This is a genomic window from Photorhabdus australis DSM 17609 (genome assembly GCF_000711895.1).
GTDB classification, from domain to species: domain Bacteria; phylum Pseudomonadota; class Gammaproteobacteria; order Enterobacterales; family Enterobacteriaceae; genus Photorhabdus; species Photorhabdus australis.
Map to the genome: position 1 here is coordinate 16,239 of NZ_JONO01000027.1, position 14,036 is coordinate 30,274.

Annotated in this window: 14 protein-coding genes; 8 read left to right on the forward strand and 6 right to left on the reverse strand. The window is 41.3% G+C overall.

What is annotated here, in order from left to right:
• Positions 1 to 16 precede the first annotated feature (16 nt).
• The 7 genes from nadC to yacG all read left to right on the forward strand — a co-directional run bounded on the left by nadC (position 17) and on the right by yacG (position 6,033).
• Positions 17 to 907, forward strand: coding sequence for a carboxylating nicotinate-nucleotide diphosphorylase (nadC, locus tag BO26_RS09115; protein WP_036770961.1), 891 nt, complete (start codon positions 17 to 19; stop codon positions 905 to 907).
• A 201-nt stretch (positions 908 to 1,108) separates the two neighbouring features.
• Positions 1,109 to 1,534 (forward strand): prepilin peptidase-dependent pilin, encoded by a 426-nt coding sequence (gene ppdD / locus BO26_RS09120; protein ID WP_036770962.1) that lies wholly within the window; start codon positions 1,109 to 1,111, stop codon positions 1,532 to 1,534.
• Positions 1,535 to 1,700: 166 nt separating this feature from the next.
• Entirely contained in the window at positions 1,701 to 3,149 is a 1,449-nt protein-coding gene (gene gspE, locus BO26_RS09125; RefSeq protein WP_036770963.1) for a type II secretion system protein GspE, read from the forward strand.
• Positions 3,146 to 4,345, forward strand: coding sequence for a protein transport protein HofC (gene hofC / locus BO26_RS09130; protein WP_036770964.1), 1,200 nt, complete (start codon positions 3,146 to 3,148; stop codon positions 4,343 to 4,345). The genes gspE and hofC overlap by 4 nt, the downstream gene beginning before the upstream one ends.
• 91 nt (positions 4,346 to 4,436) lie before the next feature.
• Complete coding sequence (gene coaE, locus BO26_RS09135; protein ID WP_036770965.1) at positions 4,437 to 5,039, forward strand: dephospho-CoA kinase; 603 nt, start codon at positions 4,437 to 4,439, stop codon at positions 5,037 to 5,039.
• A gap of 13 nt (positions 5,040 to 5,052) precedes the next feature.
• The gene (zapD, locus tag BO26_RS09140) at positions 5,053 to 5,805 is read left to right on the forward strand and encodes a cell division protein ZapD (protein WP_036770966.1); all 753 of its coding nucleotides are present in this window, start codon (positions 5,053 to 5,055) and stop codon (positions 5,803 to 5,805) included.
• 30 nt (positions 5,806 to 5,835) lie between these two features.
• Positions 5,836 to 6,033, forward strand: a complete 198-nt coding sequence (gene yacG, locus BO26_RS09145) for a DNA gyrase inhibitor YacG (RefSeq protein WP_036770967.1) — start codon at positions 5,836 to 5,838, stop codon at positions 6,031 to 6,033.
• 38 nt (positions 6,034 to 6,071) lie between these two features.
• On the opposite strand, the gene mutT is transcribed toward yacG, so the two are convergent.
• The 3 genes from mutT to secM all read right to left on the reverse strand — a co-directional run bounded on the left by mutT (position 6,072) and on the right by secM (position 9,900).
• Positions 6,072 to 6,464 carry an 8-oxo-dGTP diphosphatase MutT gene (gene mutT / locus BO26_RS09150; protein ID WP_036771007.1) on the reverse strand — a complete coding sequence of 131 codons (393 nt, stop codon included), beginning with the start codon at positions 6,462 to 6,464 and terminating at the stop codon, positions 6,072 to 6,074.
• Between the two features lie 116 nt (positions 6,465 to 6,580).
• A complete protein-coding gene (gene secA / locus BO26_RS09155) occupies positions 6,581 to 9,292 on the reverse strand; it encodes a preprotein translocase subunit SecA (protein WP_036770968.1) in 2,712 nt (903 codons plus the stop codon).
• 80 nt (positions 9,293 to 9,372) lie between these two features.
• Positions 9,373 to 9,900 carry a secA translation cis-regulator SecM gene (gene secM, locus BO26_RS09160; protein ID WP_036770969.1) on the reverse strand — a complete coding sequence of 176 codons (528 nt, stop codon included), beginning with the start codon at positions 9,898 to 9,900 and terminating at the stop codon, positions 9,373 to 9,375.
• A gap of 32 nt (positions 9,901 to 9,932) precedes the next feature.
• Between secM and BO26_RS09165 the strand changes: the two genes are divergently transcribed.
• Positions 9,933 to 10,457: a DUF721 domain-containing protein gene (locus tag BO26_RS09165; RefSeq protein ID WP_036770970.1), complete on the forward strand. Its 525-nt coding sequence runs from the start codon at positions 9,933 to 9,935 to the stop codon at positions 10,455 to 10,457.
• A gap of 65 nt (positions 10,458 to 10,522) precedes the next feature.
• Here BO26_RS09165 and lpxC read toward each other — a convergent pair whose 3' ends face one another.
• From lpxC to ftsA, 3 genes are all read right to left on the reverse strand, one after another.
• On the reverse strand, positions 10,523 to 11,440 hold the full coding sequence (gene lpxC, locus BO26_RS09170; RefSeq protein ID WP_036770971.1) for a UDP-3-O-acyl-N-acetylglucosamine deacetylase: 918 nt from the start codon (positions 11,438 to 11,440) through the stop codon (positions 10,523 to 10,525).
• Positions 11,441 to 11,538: 98 nt separating this feature from the next.
• Complete coding sequence (ftsZ, locus tag BO26_RS09175; protein ID WP_036770972.1) at positions 11,539 to 12,699, reverse strand: cell division protein FtsZ; 1,161 nt, start codon at positions 12,697 to 12,699, stop codon at positions 11,539 to 11,541.
• Between the two features lie 63 nt (positions 12,700 to 12,762).
• On the reverse strand, positions 12,763 to 14,019 hold the full coding sequence (gene ftsA, locus BO26_RS09180) for a cell division protein FtsA (RefSeq protein WP_012777290.1): 1,257 nt from the start codon (positions 14,017 to 14,019) through the stop codon (positions 12,763 to 12,765).
• Between the last annotated feature and the right edge of the window lie 17 nt (positions 14,020 to 14,036).

The following is a 14,036-nucleotide window of genomic DNA, read 5'->3' on the forward strand; positions in this document are numbered from 1 at the left end:
TTTCTGGAGCTTTTCAATGACGACACGAAATTACGATGCAAATCAGCGCCGCGCTATTCTGATAGAACGCTTGCAGAATGACATTCCTGCCAGTGTAACCCTTGCCTTAAAAGAAGATTTAGGTGGAAACACAGATTTAGCATCTGACATTACTGGTCAGTTAATTCCAGCAGATAAACAAGCCACCGCAGTAATTATTACTCGAGAAGATGGCATTTTCTGCGGCCAGCAATGGCTAAACGAAGTCTTTACTCAATTGGGTAACCAAACCTCCATTGAATGGCTAGTAAAAGATGGCGATTCAATTACAGCCAATCAAAAACTCTGTGTACTACAAGGCCCAGCATCTGTATTATTGACCGGTGAACGCACTGCTCTTAACTTTATTCAAACACTCTCCGGCGTTGCAACAGAAGTCAGTCATTATGTCCGCCTTCTTACCGGCTTAAAAACCCAGTTACTTGATACTCGTAAAACGCTACCAGGATTACGTACTGCCCTAAAATATGCCGTACTTTGTGGTGGTGGTAATAATCACCGCCTTGGACTATTTGATGCTTTCCTTATTAAAGAAAATCACATTATTGCCAATGGCTCAATTAAACAGGCCGTAGATAAAGCCCGTCATTCCCACCCTGATATCCCTGTTGAAATCGAAGTAGAAACCCTGGATGAGTTGATCCTGGCTCTGAAAGCTAATGTCGATATTATTATGCTGGATAATTTTACTATTCCAATGATGAAAGAAGCCGTTGCTATTATATCAGGTAGAGTGGCTTTAGAAGTATCAGGTAATATCACCCTAAATACCCTGCGCAGCTATGCTGAAACAGGTATTGACTTCATTTCCGTTGGAGCATTAACCAAACATATCAAATCATTAGATCTATCAATGCGCTTTCAGTAGTTAACAACAATAATATTGATGGTGGTGTAAATCAGCAATCCATAACCAACAGATTTGCGAACACCACCGTAAATATTTTTGCAAACATTGCAATCCAGAAATTTTTCTTCGAGTCAACTCCATAACCTCTATATAGCCTATTTTATTTTTTTCTTTTTCCTTCATTCTCTATATCGAAATACCACAACGCGGAGTAAAAACATGAGCAAACAACAAGGGTTTACTTTAATGGAAATTATGGTGGCTATTGCCATAATTTCCATCTTAAGTGCTATTGGTATTCCAAGTTATCAAGGATATATTCAAAAAGCAGCTTTAACAGATATACTACAAACTATTGTGCCTTATAAATCAGGAATAGAACTTTGCAGTTTTGAAACTGAAGATTTCAAAGGTTGTAATACAGGAACAACATCAATTCCCAAAGGCCATAACAGTAGATATATCGAGAGCATTTTAGTTAAAGATGGAGAGATTACCGTTAAAGGGCAACAGAGCCTTAAAAACCTCAGCGTTACATTAAAACCAACACAAAATATACAGACAGGTACAATTAAATGGAATAACAAATGCGAATCGGCAAATAACTCATTAAAGAGCCGTTGCCAGGAAATATTTGAGTTTTAATTAATTACTATCATGAATATATATTTACACCTAATAAATTTCAAGATGCATCGCGACGGCAAGGGAGCGAATCCCCGGGAGCATAGATAACTATGTGACCGGGATGAGTGAGTGCAGTCAACAAAGAGGCAACTTGAAAGATAACAGGTATATATAGGAAACAACAATGAACTCACTTTCAGCAGCAGAAAGCGCTTTAATGGAAAGAGAAATCCATGATATTTGTCATCGTTACCAATCTGTGGTTATAAAAAAAGATGATAATACGATAACAATTGCCAGCAGCGAATTACCCAATGATGATCTATTAGCCGCATTACGCTTTATTTCCGGGCGGATCGTTAATGTAGAAATTTGGCCGCTGGCACGAATTGAATCAGTATTACACCAAAATATTTCACTGCACCATTTACCTGAGGAAGAATTACCTTCATTACCACCCACAACCGATATTCATGCAGATGAAAATGATGCACCCGTCATTCAGCTTATTAATCAAACTTTATTAACTGCAATTCAACGACGTGCATCTGATATCCATTTTGAACCATTCCAACAAGGTTATCGTATTCGTATCCGGGTTGATGGCGCATTACATCTCTTGTCATCTCCATCTCCTCAAATGAACGCCAGCATTGCCGCACGCCTTAAGATAATGGCGAAATTGAATATTGCCGAAAAACGGTTACCTCAGGATGGACAATTTGATTGGTATGACACTCGACATAATTATGCTATCCGTATGGCTACCTTACCAACAATACACGGAGAAAAAATCGTACTCAGAATATTAAATACAATGCGGCAACTGTCACTTGATCAGCTAGGTATCCCTGAGCAGTTATTAAATCAACTACAACAAAAATTAACATTACCACAAGGGATGATTTTAGTGACAGGCCCTACGGGGAGCGGAAAAACGGTGACTTTATATAGCTGCTTGCAATATCTGAATCAAAATAAAAAGAATATTTGCAGTGTAGAAGACCCTGTTGAAATTCCACTCAATGGCATTAATCAGACACAAATTAACAGTAAAATTGATCTCAATTTTGCCAAAGTATTACGAGCATTATTACGGCAAGATCCCGATGTTATCATGGTGGGAGAAATACGTGATAGCGAAACAGCCGAAATATCAGTAAAAGCAGCACAAACAGGCCATCTGGTTCTTTCAACATTACATACTAATTCTACTGTAGATACATTATCTCGCCTACAAAATTTAGGTGTTTCAGGCTATATGGCGGCTTCTTGTATCAAATTAATTATCGCCCAACGACTTGTCAGGAAATTATGTCTGCATTGCCGTAATCAGCAAGCAGATGAAACAGTTATTAATATTGGAAATAACCCTGTATTTATCAGACAATGGATAGCGGTTGGTTGCAAGCATTGTTTCTCCGGTTATTATGGCAGGACTGCTATTTATGAGTTTTTGGAAATAACACATGAATTCCAACAAATCTTATCACAACAAGATCCTCAAAACTTACAAAAAACTATTATAGATCAAAGAAAAGAAACCTTGTTTTCATCCAGTATTCTATTAGTAGAACAAGGGATAACTACACTAGAAGAAATTTATCAAGTTACAGGACAAGAAGAACAATGAAAATTCATTATATTTATCATTGGCAAGCAGTTAATAACAAAGGTGAAATATCAAAAGGAAAATCACTATGTGATAACCGCAAAGTTTTATACCAACAACTTGTCCATATTGGATTGCAACCTTATAATATAAAATGTGATAAATGGATATTTTATCACCATCAACAAGTTTCCTACCGTCTGAATTTAATTCGTCAATTGGCAACATTATTATCAGCAGGAATGCCTTTACTTAATTGTCTGAACATTCTTATCCGTGAATGTAGTAATTCATTATGGCATTGCGTATTATCAGATATTAGCAAAAGAATTACCCGAGGAGAATCACTCTCCACTTCACTAAAAAATTATCCATTTCTATTTCCGCCTTTATTTTATCAACTGATTGCTGTTGGTGAGTTAACCGGGCAACTAGAGACTTGCTGCCAATTATTAGTTAAACAACAGGAACAACAAGATAAGTTACAGAAGAAAATAGCAAAAGCACTGCGCTACCCTCTGATCATTACTTTTGTTGCCAGTATCATTATTTTATTACTGCTAATTTTTGTCTTGCCTGAATTTGAGCATATTTATCATTCATTTAACACACAACTTCCTTTACTGACACGTAGTTTATTAATAGCCTCCAACTGGATTATTCAATATGGTGGTTATAGCGCTATTGGATTAATACTGCTGTCCCTATTTTACCTACAATTACGCCAGCGCCATACAATATGGGTTGTCCGTGAAAAAAATCTGATATTACGTTTACCCATTATTGCAAAATTAATCAGTTATCAGCAATTAGGGCAACTCTTCCATATCCTATTCATGACACAAAAAGCCGGCTTAACCCTCACTGCAGGGTTAAACAGTGCTATTGCATCAATAAATCATCCAGTATTTCTGAAAGCGACTAAATTCTTACATGCCCAAATTAATCAAGGGATACCAATGAGCGAGGCACTAAAACAACAATCTTGCTTTCCTGCACTATGTCAACAGTTCGTCAGTGTTGGCGAAGAGTCTGGCAATCTAGAACTACTATTGGAGAATCTCGCTAACTGGTATCAACAACAAGCATTAGAAATTTCTGATAATCTGGCTCAGTTACTGGAACCAATACTTATGGTTATAATAGCTACTATTGTCGGCATACTATTACTCGCAATGTATTTGCCAATTTTTCAGCTAGGTACAATACTCACTTGAAATAAAAACAATTCCATGGTTTTGCTCTAGGTCATCTGCCTCCCTTTCGGTTACAATCCCAAAATACTATCAAGTAATATTAAGGGATAGGATGACTTATATTATTGCACTCACAGGTGGGATTGGCAGCGGTAAAACCACTATCGCCAATGCTTTTGCAGCTCTTGGTGTTCCTCTTGTTGATGCAGATATTATCGCCAGAGAAGTCGTGGCTCCTGGAACTCCTGCTTTACAAGCCATCAAAGAGCACTTTGGACATGAAATACTAACGCCAGATGGTAGCCTTAACCGAACATTGTTGCGCCAGCAAATTTTCACAAACCGACAAGAAAAACAATGGATTAACCAACTCCTTCATCCTCTAATACATAAAGAAACCAAACGCCAACTAGAACAGATAAATGCTCCTTATGTGATTTGGGTTATTCCATTGTTAGTCGAAAATAATTTGGGACATCTGGCAGATCGGATTCTAGTCGTTGATGTTTTACCTGAAATACAAATCAGCCGGGTAGCTACTCGTGACGGTATTAGTTGCCAACAAGTCGAAAATATTTTAGCTGCACAGGCATCCCGTAGCGAGAGACTGGCTTATGCCAATGATGTTATCTCAAATCATGATAACATACAGGCAATTACTCCTCGTGTTGCCGAACTACATCAACAATATTTAAGATTAGCTGAATCAGCTTGACAGGATAATCATGATGAGTGATACAACTTATACAATTATTTTTGAGCACCCACTGAATGAAAAAATGCGATCATGGCTGCGGATTGAATCCTCTCTGCAACAACTCACCAGCCAATGCCATTTAGACTCATTAGCAAGTAGCCTTGCTTTTTTTCGTACTGTTGCTGAACTACTTGAAGTTTTAGAACGAGGTGAAGTACGTTCAGAACTACTAAAAGAATTAGAACGCCAACAGGCGAAATTAAAACAATGGGCCGAAATACCTGATGTTGATATTAATATCGTCAATAATTTCAGATTAAGATTAAAAGAACGGGCTATTGCACTCAGCAAAGCGCCACGATTAGGACAATCCCTAAAAGAAGATAAAATCATTAGTATGGTGCGCCAGCGCCTCAGTATTCCAAGTGGCTGTTGTGGTTTTGATCTACCTACCCTGCATTTATGGCTTCATTTGCCACAATCAGAAAGAGATAAAATGGTTTCATTCTGGATTGATAGTTTGTTGCCGCTCCAGCAAGCACTGGAAAGTATTTTAGAGCTAATACGCCAGTCTGCTATCTTCCGTTCAGAAATTAGCAAAAACGGTTTTCACCAAGATACAGCAGAAGGTTCAGATTTACTAAGATTACGATTACCATTAAAGCCTTTATTATTCCCTCAAATCTCTGGTCATAAGACCCGCTTTGCTATCCGTTTTTTACCACTGGATAGTGAAAAAGGCTGCGTGCCTACTCATTTGCCATTTGAATTGGCATGCTGCTAAGATTACAAGCTAGTTATCCGGAGAGAAATCATGTCTGAGTTATTAACTATTGAATGTCCAATATGTGGTAAAAGTGTGGTTTGGGGAGAAATAAGCCCATACCGACCATTTTGCAGTAAACGCTGTCAATTAATTGACTTAGGTGAATGGGCAAATGAAGAGAAACGGATACCAAGCCAAGGTGAAAATTCCGATAGTGATGAATGGAGTGAAGGACCTGAACAATAATAAGTAGCCGCGTTAATTATAATGCGGCTATTTAGAATTCAAGCAGTCAACAAAGCGACAATGCTGCGGTTAGCGGGTGGGAATTCGTCTGCAATTAAATCTTTCTGCAATATCCACCGGAAAAGCTGACCTTCTTTGCCAAAAGGCTCATTTTCCCACCCACTTACCAGGAAAAAATAAAGGGTAATCAGCCTATCAGGAAAATCATGTTCAACCGTTTTTACCAACTCATAATGAGTAACAGTAATACCAATTTCTTCCTGTAGCTCACGAATCAAAGCCTGTTCAGGAGTTTCTCCTTTTTCGATCTTCCCGCCAGGAAATTCCCAGAACCCTCCCATATGAGTGTCAGCATGACGCTGAGTAATAAAAATTTCATGCTGTGAGTTTCTAATAATTCCAGCGGCTATATGCAGGTGTTTCTTTTCCATATTACTATTATCTTCATTCATTCTTTTAGTTGCCGAACAACCAATATTCAGATGCTACTTCCGAAAAAGACAAATTAAAGCTGACAGTAAAAAGGCGGTTTCCCGCCTTTTCATCATTACTGCAAGCGCCCATGACAATGTTTATATTTTTTACCCGATCCGCAAGGGCAAGGATCATTACGGCCTACTTTACGAGTACCACTGGCGATCTGAGCTTCTATTTCAGACATCAAAGCACCTTTTTCAACTTCATGGCTTAATTGCTGTTGTCTTGCCAAACGTTCAGCTTCCACACGACGTTGCTGTTCTAGTGCCTCTACCTCTTCTGGCATTCTTACCTGAACTTTGCTCAATGTACTAATCACTTCATATTTCAGCGATTCCAACATATTTGCAAACATCGCGAAAGATTCACGTTTGTACTCTTGTTTTGGATCTTTCTGAGCATAACCACGTAAGTGGATACCCTGACGCAAGTAATCCATTGCAGCCAAATGTTCTTTCCACAACATATCCAGAGTCTGCAACATGATACCTTTTTCAAAATTACGCATCATGTCAGTGCTGACAATCTCTTCTTTACGTTTGTAAATTTCAACAGCCTGTTCAAGAATACGCTCACGCAAAGTTTCTTCATGCAATTCAGGCTCTTTATCCAACCACTCTTTGATCGGTAACTCCAAATCAAAATCAGTCAATAAACGCTGCTGCAAACCTTCTATATCCCACATCTCTTCCAGAGATTGCGGGGGAATATAAGCATCAATGGTTGCTTTAAATACATCTTCACGGATACTACTGATAGTTTCGCTAACATCACTGACATCCAGCAAATCGTTACGCTGAGCATAGATAGCGCGGCGCTGATCGTTAGCAACATCATCGTATTCCAGTAATTGCTTACGTATATCGAAGTTACGGCTTTCTACTTTGCGCTGAGCATTGGCAATAGCCTTAGTTACCCACGGATGTTCAATCGCCTCACCAGGTTTCATACCAAGTTTACGCATCATACCCGTAACACGATCAGATGCAAAAATACGCATCAGTGAGTCTTCCATTGATAAATAGAAACGGGATGATCCCGCATCCCCCTGGCGACCAGAACGCCCACGTAACTGATTATCAATACGGCGGGATTCATGGCGCTCTGTGCCAATAATATGTAACCCACCCGCAGTCAGAACAATATCATGGCGCTCCTGCCATGCCGCTTTAATCTTTTCAATCTGAACTTCTGTTGGATCTTCTAATTTAGCAACTTCTGCCTGCCAACTACCGCCCAACACAATATCAGTACCACGACCAGCCATATTCGTCGCAATAGTTACTGCACTCACCTGGCCAGCCTGAGCAATAATATCAGCTTCCATTGCGTGAAATTTGGCATTAAGTACGTTGTGTTCAATACCTGCTTTAGTCAACTCACGGGAAACCAATTCAGATTTTTCAATAGAAATAGTCCCCACCAATACTGGCTGCCCTTTACCAGTACGTTCGCGGATATCTTCAATGATAGCTTCAATTTTTTCAGCTTCAGTCATATAAACCAAATCCGGCAAATCACTACGAATCATCGGACGATTTGTCGGCACCACAATGGTATCGAGCTTGTAAATAGAACTGAATTCAAACGCTTCTGTATCTGCTGTACCAGTCATACCAGCCAGTTTTTCATACAGACGGAAGTAATTTTGGAAAGTAATCGAAGCCAATGTTTGGTTTTCATTCTGAATCTCTACGCCCTCTTTTGCTTCAACAGCCTGATGCAGCCCATCAGACCAACGACGCCCCTGCATAGTACGGCCAGTATGCTCATCAACAATAATGACTTCACCATCTTTTACAATGTAATCAACATCTCGAGTAAATAAAACATGGGCACGGAGCGCAGCGGTAACATGGTGCATCAACATGATATTGGTTGGTGAATACAAAGACTCACCATCCTCCATCAATTTAGCTTCCGACAGTAATTGCTCAATCAAAACCAAACCACGTTCCGTCAAGTTAACCTGACGCGACTTCTCGTCAACAGAAAAGTGCCCTTCCCCCTGAAAAGTATCTGAATCTTCTTTTTCCTGACGGATCAATCTAGGAATCAGCTTATTCACTTTGATATAAAGTTCAGAGCTGTCTTCAGCAGGGCCAGAAATAATCAATGGAGTACGAGCTTCATCGATCAGAATAGAGTCAACTTCATCCACCAGCGCATAATGCAGTTTACGTTGAACACGCTCTTCTGGGCTAAATGCCATGTTGTCACGAAGATAGTCAAAACCATATTCATTGTTAGTTCCATAGGTAATATCCGCTGCATATGCCTGTCGTTTAGCGGGTGCAGGCATACCTGGCAGGTTGATACCAACACTCAACCCCAGAAATTCAAACAATGGGCGGTTATTTTCAGCATCACGTTGTGCCAAATAATCATTCACTGTAACTACGTGAACACCACGGCCAGTCAATGCGTTCAAATAAGCAGGTAAAGTCGCTGTCAGTGTTTTACCTTCACCGGTGCGCATCTCTGCAATACAGCGCTCATTCAGAACCATACCGCCCAGTAACTGAACATCAAAATGACGCATAGCAAACACACGTTTACTTGCCTCACGTACTGTCGCAAATGCTTCAGGTAACAGATTCTCCAGCGATTCACCTTTTTCCAAACGGGCACGGAATTCAATTGTTTTGCCTTTTAATTCGTCATCAGACAACTTTTCGAATTCTGGCTCCATACGGTTGATTACATCAACTACTTTACGCATACGACGCAATGTACGATCATTACGACTACCAAAAACCTTAGTTAATAATTTAATTAGCATAGTTAATTACATCTCAGATAAGGCTGTTATCTCGCAGCCAGCAAATAGTTATTTATTCAAAATTTATAAAGAAACGAAACTCAGAGGTAGGCAAAAGGACCTGCACGGATACCCTGGGCTTTTGCAATCCAAAACACCGGAGTATGAGAAGATTGTGATGCGGTAGTCGGGAATTGTGTATTTGAAACCAGCTCAGAAAGCTGAGGCTCCCGAGTTAACAATCCATTCAGCGTTTCCAGCACAAGCTGCTGAATATTGGAAGAGCTTAACCGGATACTTTGTTTTGCTGTTTCATCGTTCAGAGGTTGGGAAACAAAAAAAGCAAAAGAAAGCTGCCGGATCATATTACGTACAGCATGTTGTTGCCAGTAATTAGCACCATTATTGGCAGGCTGACGCTGAACATTTTGCTGTGAGAATAGGTTATCAAAAGCCGATAAAGCCTGATTTTGCCAACGCTGACTGGATGATACATTGGCTTGTAAGATATTATCCGTAACACCCACTAAGATGGTAGGAACACCAATACCTGCCGCAACCATCCCTAATAACAGATGCGGCCAGAAATAACGTCTGCCAAATTGTCGCCAAAGATTTAGAATACTCATTAACCCTTCGTTATACCGGAGCTACTTTTTATATGCGTGATAGCCGCCCACAATCATTAGATGTTCTTTTTGAAGACGCCGCTGCCATTGAGAAAAGCCCGCTTCATGTTGTCCAACAACGTGCTGTCGCTTTATTAAAGCTTAATCGTGCAATCATCAGCTTACTCCCTGCACAACTACATCCGTGGTGCAGAGTCGCCAATTATCGCAAACAAATTCTGGTACTGGAAGCAGGAAACGCCAGCTGGATGACCAGATTGCGTTACGAATTGCCAACACTACTCTCTGCATTGAGAAGTGAAATTCTACCATCCTTGTCATCGATCGACATCAGGATTAACCCATCATTAATGGTGAAACATGATAATAGTGCGCAGAGTTTCGCAAAAACAATGAATAACAGTCACAAAAACTCACCGGTACGTCGGTTAAGTCAAGAAAGTGCTAAGGAATTAATAGTATTAGCAAACCGCAGTCCGAAAAAATTGAAGGAAAGATTAGAGCGATTGGCTGCACTGGCCGGAGAGAGTGCCAGCACAGCCAACAAGAAACGTTAACGCTGAGTAAAAAACATCAATGAAAACAAACCCACTGATGTATAATTGAGCTATTCTCTAAAGAATTATGCCATTACAGTTGATGGAGCACGAAAAGCCAGAGGCATTTCAGCTTCATCTTCGAAAGTGATCAATTCCCACGCGCTCTCTTGCGCCAGAACTGCCTGCAACAGCTTGTTGTTCAATGCATGACCAGATTTGAACGCAGTAAACGCGCCAATGATGTTATAGCCACACATAAATAAATCACCAATTGCATCTAACATTTTGTGGCGAACAAATTCGTCTTCAAAACGCAAACCATCTTCATTAAGCACGCGATAATCATCAATAACAATCGCACAATCAAAACTACCACCTAAACACAAGCCTTTAGATTGTAAGTACTCAATATCACGCATAAAACCAAAGGTACGTGCACGACTGATTTGACGAACAAACGCATCTGCTGAGAAATCCAGGCTGTAACGCTGAGAACTTGAATCAATCGCAGGATGATTGAAATCAATAGTGAAATCCAGACTGAAACCATTATAAGGTGTCATCTCTGCCCACTTATCACCATCTTCCACTCGAACAGCTTCTTTAATACGCAGGAATTTTTTAGATGTGCTCAATTCTTCAATACCAGCATCCAGCAACAGGAAGACAAACGGGCTGGCACTACCATCCATAATAGGAATTTCTGGCGCATCAACTTCGATAACAATGTTATCGATACCCAACCCTGCAAGTGCTGCATTCAGGTGCTCAACTGTTGAGATTCGCACATCTTGCTCATTTACCAAACAAGTACAGAGCATAGTATCACGCACAGATTTTGCATCTGCCGGAAAATCAACCGGTGGATTCAAGTCAGTGCGACGATAGATGACCCCGGTATTCGCCGGTGCTGGGCGCATTGTCAGCGTGACCTTCTTACCGGTGTGCAAACCGACGCCAGTCGCCTGAACAATACGTTTAAGTGTCCTTTGTTTGATCATCGTTTTATCTCGCAATGTTATCCATCCTGCCAACCACTATACACTATGGTTGGCGGGGAAGTTTAGCACAAAAAGCGGAGAATCCAATCTTTTAGCTATTAATCGGCCTGTTTACGCAAAAATGCAGGAATATCCAGATAATCTGGTTCCTTGTTTGTTTGTGCATTTTGGTCATTAACCACTTTTGCCGCGGGTTTATTTTCTTCCGACAATGAGGACATACCACCAGACATCTGCTGATGACGATGCTCCATTACACTTGATTGAGATGCCTTGTTGGTAACTAACGTAATTTCAGGACGCTTGTCCATACCAATGCCGGTAGCAACTACAGTCACACGCAACTCATCATTCATATCTGGGTCCAGGGAAGTACCGATAACGACAGTTGCATTATCAGACGCGAATGCCCGAATAGTATTACCCACGGTTTCGAACTCATCCAAACGCAGATCAAATCCAGCAGTAATGTTAACCAAAACACCACGAGCACCAGACAAATCGATATCTTCTAGTAACGGGCTGGAAATTGCCATTTCAGCGGCCTCTTCTGCCCGATCCTCCCCCTGAGCAATACCGGAACCCATCATCGCGTAGCCCATTTCGGACATCACAGTGCGCACGTCAGCAAAGTCAACATTCATCAAGCCCGGACGAGTTATCAATTCGGCGATACCCTGAACCGCACCTTTCAATACGTCATTAGCTGCCCCAAAAGCATCCAATAGTGAAATGCCTCGACCAAGCACTTTCAACAACTTGTCGTTAGGGATAGTAATCAATGAATCTACATGTTTAGACAGTTCAGTGATCCCTTGTTCAGCAAATGCCATACGTTTCTTACCTTCGAAATTAAAAGGTTTAGTCACGACAGCCACTGTCAAAATCCCAAGTTCTTTTGCAATTTCAGCGACCACAGGTGCTGCACCAGTACCAGTACCCCCTCCCATACCGGCAGCGATAAATACCATATCCGCGCCATCAAGAGCTGTACGCAATGAATCACGATCTTCTTGTGCAGCAGTACGGCCAACTTCTGGATTTGCACCAGCCCCCAAGCCCTTAGTAATACCATTACCAATCTGAATAGTTTGGCCGACAGCAGTTTTACGTAATGCCTGAGCATCCGTATTAACTGCGAAGAATTCAACACCTTCGATACGCTCACGCACCATGTGCTCAACAGCGTTACCGCCGCCACCGCCGACGCCGATGACTTTAATCACCGCGTCATTGGTTAATTCTATTGGTTCAAACATAGTTTCTCTCCGCTTTGTGCCTTTATATCGAGACCAAAAAATAGGTGCAGTCTCTGTATAAAATTAAAACTCTTTTTTCAGCCAGCTACTGACTTTCTTAAACCAGCGACTCACTGAAGCATGTTTTTCAATATCCGCATCACCATTAAGGTGAGAGGCTTTCCCGTAATGCAACAACCCTACTGCTGTTGAATAATAGGGTTCCTGCGCATAGTCCGTCAGACCAGTAATATTAAGAGGTTGACCAATACGCACCTGAGCGTGGAATACACGCTGTGCACACTCAGCCAAACCATCAATCTGGGCACCACCACCGGTTAAAACAATACCCGCAGCCAAATGGTGTTTAACACCTTGCTGACGTAACTGTTCCTGCAATCTCAGGATTTCATCATTCACTAAATTTAGTAATTCGATGTAACGTGGCTCAATCACTTCAGCCAGCGTCTGGCGCTGTAAGCTACGTGGTGGGCGCCCACCGACACTCGGTACCTCCACACTTTCATCCTTGCTAACCAACGAACCCAGCGCACAACCGTGACGTACTTTTATCGTTTCGGCATCACTTGGTGGAGTACCAAAGGCATAAGCAATATCGCTGGTGACGACGTTCCCAGCGTAAGGAATTACTTTGGTATGACGTAGCGCTCCGCCGGTATACACCGCGATATCCATCGTCCCACCGCCAATATCTACCACACAAACGCCCAGTTCACGCTCATCCTCAGTTAAAACCGCATAACTGGCAGCCAAACCGGAAAAAATAAGCTGATCGACTTTCAAACCACAACGTTCAACTGCTTTTGCGATATTTTTCGCCATATCGTTATGGCAGGTAATCAGATGAACTTTCGCCTGCATACGCACACCGGAAAGCCCTACTGGATTTTTGATGCCTTCTTGATAATCGATCGCATACTCTTGAGGAATAACATGGAGTATCCGGTATTCATCGCGTACTCGAACCGATTTGGCGGTATGAACGACATTATCTACATCTTCTTGGGTGACTTCCTCTTCAGAAATGGGAACCATCCCAATTTCATTCTGACAACTGATATGTTTTCCAGATAACGCCAGATAAACAGAAGAAATTTGACAATCTGCCATCAATTCAGCCTGATCGATAGCCCGCTGTACACATTTAACAACCGACTCCAGATCGTTTACGCCACCTTTATCCATGCCGCGGGATGGACAGCTTCCCACCCCGATAATATTAACCATACCATCGGGCAGAATTTCACCAACAAGGGCAGACACCTTTGCTGTGCCAATCTCAAGGCCAACTACTAATTTTCTGTCCGTCGATTTGATCATTGTTATTCTGCCTGCCT

Bases quoted from the DNA above. Each gene is read 5' to 3' on its own strand.
- BO26_RS09165 (WP_036770970.1), top strand. From the start codon at position 9,933: ATGCGTGATAGCCGCCCACAATCATTAGATGTTCTTTTTGAAGACGCC.
- ftsZ (WP_036770972.1), bottom strand. From the start codon at position 12,699: ATGTTTGAACCAATAGAATTAACCAATGACGCGGTGATTAAAGTCATC.
- secA (WP_036770968.1), bottom strand. From the start codon at position 9,292: ATGCTAATTAAATTATTAACTAAGGTTTTTGGTAGTCGTAATGATCGT.
- coaE (WP_036770965.1), top strand. From the start codon at position 4,437: ATGACTTATATTATTGCACTCACAGGTGGGATTGGCAGCGGTAAAACC.
- secM (WP_036770969.1), bottom strand. From the start codon at position 9,900: ATGAGTATTCTAAATCTTTGGCGACAATTTGGCAGACGTTATTTCTGG.
- ppdD (WP_036770962.1), top strand. From the start codon at position 1,109: ATGAGCAAACAACAAGGGTTTACTTTAATGGAAATTATGGTGGCTATT.
- yacG (WP_036770967.1), top strand. From the start codon at position 5,836: ATGTCTGAGTTATTAACTATTGAATGTCCAATATGTGGTAAAAGTGTG.
- mutT (WP_036771007.1), bottom strand. From the start codon at position 6,464: ATGGAAAAGAAACACCTGCATATAGCCGCTGGAATTATTAGAAACTCA.
- ftsA (WP_012777290.1), bottom strand. From the start codon at position 14,019: ATGATCAAATCGACGGACAGAAAATTAGTAGTTGGCCTTGAGATTGGC.
- hofC (WP_036770964.1), top strand. From the start codon at position 3,146: ATGAAAATTCATTATATTTATCATTGGCAAGCAGTTAATAACAAAGGT.
- lpxC (WP_036770971.1), bottom strand. From the start codon at position 11,440: ATGATCAAACAAAGGACACTTAAACGTATTGTTCAGGCGACTGGCGTC.
- zapD (WP_036770966.1), top strand. From the start codon at position 5,053: ATGAGTGATACAACTTATACAATTATTTTTGAGCACCCACTGAATGAA.
- nadC (WP_036770961.1), top strand. From the start codon at position 17: ATGACGACACGAAATTACGATGCAAATCAGCGCCGCGCTATTCTGATA.
- gspE (WP_036770963.1), top strand. From the start codon at position 1,701: ATGAACTCACTTTCAGCAGCAGAAAGCGCTTTAATGGAAAGAGAAATC.